General features: G+C 70.2%; 3 protein-coding genes. All 3 read left to right on the top strand.

What is annotated here, in order from left to right; all coding sequences use genetic code 11:
• Positions 1 to 139: 139 nt before the first annotated feature.
• Positions 140 to 1,105, top strand: a complete 966-nt coding sequence (locus VHA72_RS05900; protein WP_325573515.1) for an aldo/keto reductase — start codon at positions 140 to 142, stop codon at positions 1,103 to 1,105.
• A 14-nt stretch (positions 1,106 to 1,119) separates the two neighbouring features.
• On the top strand, positions 1,120 to 1,971 hold the full coding sequence (locus VHA72_RS05895) for an NAD(P)-dependent oxidoreductase (RefSeq protein WP_325573514.1): 852 nt from the start codon (positions 1,120 to 1,122) through the stop codon (positions 1,969 to 1,971).
• Between the two features lie 20 nt (positions 1,972 to 1,991).
• Positions 1,992 to 2,333: DUF1275 family protein (locus tag VHA72_RS05890; RefSeq protein WP_325573513.1), on the top strand; the 342-nt coding region annotated here is incomplete at its 3' end.

Below are 2,333 nucleotides of genomic sequence, written 5' to 3'. Positions count from 1 at the left end.
TTTCCTTTGGCGCCAAGCTGTCAACGCGCATGGCAGGTAGCCGGTAGCCGGGAGTGCCGCTGGCGGTGACGACACGCGCGCCGTTCCCGGCGATGCTCGAAGTATGAACCACCTCGAGCATCCAAGGGAGAAGTAGCGCATGCGACACGTTTGTCTCGGATCGACCGGCCTCGAGGTCTCCGCCATCGCGTTCGGCACGTGGGCGTTCGGCGGCGACTGGGGCACGGTCGACACCGAGGAGAGCACCGCGGTCATCCACAAGGCGCTGGACCTCGGCATCACCCTGTTCGACACCGCCCAGGGCTACGGGTTCGGCGCCGCCGAGCGGCTGCTCGCGGACGCGCTCCGGCAACGCGTCAAGCGTGAGGACGTCGTCATCGCCACCAAGGGCGGCCTGCGAATGGACGGCGACACCCTGGTCCGGGACGCCGGCGCGGCCTGGCTTCGCGAGGGCGTCGAGTCAAGCCTGCGCAGCCTCGGCACCGACCATATCGACCTCTTCCAGATCCACTGGCCCGACCCGGACACCCCCGCCGAAGAGACCGCGCAGGCGCTGGAACGGCTCGTCGGCGAGGGCAAGATCCGTTACGTCGGCGTCTCGAACTACGGCGTCGAGGAGATGGAGGAGCTGCGCACCCTCGGGTGGCTGGAGACCCTGCAACCGCCGTACCACATGTTCCACCGGGACATCGAAACCGAGATCCTCCCCTACACCGCGAAGCACGACCTCGGCGTGCTGGTGTACGGACCGCTGGCCCACGGCCTGCTCGGCGGCCGGATGTCACCGGCCACGACGTTCGCCGCCGATGACTGGCGTGGCAAGAACCCCGACTTCACCGGCGAGACGTTCCTGCGGAACCTGCGAGTTGTGGACCGGCTCAAGGAGTTCGCCGCGGACCTGAGCATCACCCTGCCCACTCTCGCGGCCGGCTGGACGCTGTCCCACCCGGCGGTCGACGTGACGATCGTCGGCGCCCGCCGCTCGTCCCAGCTCGACTACACAGCGGCCGCCGACCTCTCCCTCTCGGAACAGGAACTGGCTGAGATCGACCTGATCCTCGCGGACTCGGCGCCCATGTGGGGACCGCACCCGGAAGGCATGTGAGAAAGGAGAAACCGGTGGCAAAGCTCGCATTTCTCGGCCTGGGCCTGATGGGAACGCCGATGGCGACCCGGCTGCTCGAGGCCGGCCACGACGTCACCGTCTGGAACCGGACCGCCGCCAGGACCGGGCCCCTCGTCGACAGAGGAGCACGGGCAGCGGATTCGCCCGCCGAGGCGGTGGCCGGCGCCGACACCGTGTTCACGATGCTGGCCAACCCGGTGGCGCTGGACCAGGTGCTCAGCGGCGAATTGCTCGCCGCGCTGCGTCCCGGGCAGGTGCTCGTCGACATGTCCACGGTCGGCCCGGCGGAGATCCGCTCGCTCGCCCGGCGACTGCCCAGCGAGGTCACCCTCGTCGACTCACCCGTACGCGGAAGCGTGCCCGAGGCGACCGACGGCCGGCTCATCATCTACACCGGTGCGACCGCGGCGGCCTACGAGAAGGTCCGGCCGATGCTCACGGTGCTCGGCACTCCGCACCACGTGGGCGGCCCGGGGGCGGGCGCCGCGACCAAAGTGGTGGTCAACCTGACTCTCGGCGTCGCCATGACCGCGCTCGGCGAAGCCCTCGCGCTCGGCGACACACTCGAGCTCGACCGCTCGACCCTGCTGGACATCCTGGCGGAGTCGCCGCTCGGGCCCACCGTCCGCGCCAAGCGGGCCAACCTCGAATCCGGGACGTACCCGCCCAGTTTCAAGCTCAGTCTCGCGCTCAAGGACCTCCACCTGGTCACCACGGCGGCTGCCCAGCAACTCCCGATCGCGGCGGCGACCCTCGGCTGGCTGGAGCGGGCGGCCCACGAGTCGGTGACCGACCCCGACTTCTCGGCGGTCGTGGAGACCATCCGAGCAGCCCGTTTCCGCTGACCGGCGGAGGTCGTCCTGACATGGACCTGCCGAGCGGGCGCCGCACGCTGGTGGCCGCCATGCTGATCCTCGCGGCGGTCACCGGCGTGATCGACGCGGTGAGCTATCTGCGGATGGGTCACGTGTTCGTCGCCAACATGACCGGAAACGTCGTCTTCCTCGGCTTCGCCACGCAACCGGGCTCCGGCGTCTCCCTGCCGGTCTCCGCGGTGGCGATCGGCGGGTTCCTCGCCGGCGCACTGGCAGGCGGGCGGCTCGCCGTCCACCTGACCGGCCGGCCCCTTACCTGGCTGCGTACCGCGTTCACCAGCCAGGCCGCCATCCTCGCGATGGTCGCCCTGCTCGGCGGGCTGGGCGTGCTG

Source organism: Nocardioides sp., assembly GCF_035547795.1.
GTDB lineage: Bacteria > Actinomycetota > Actinomycetes > Propionibacteriales > Nocardioidaceae > Nocardioides.
The sequence above is the reverse complement of the archived record's forward strand: the minus strand, read 5'-3'. Positions and strand labels throughout refer to the sequence as shown.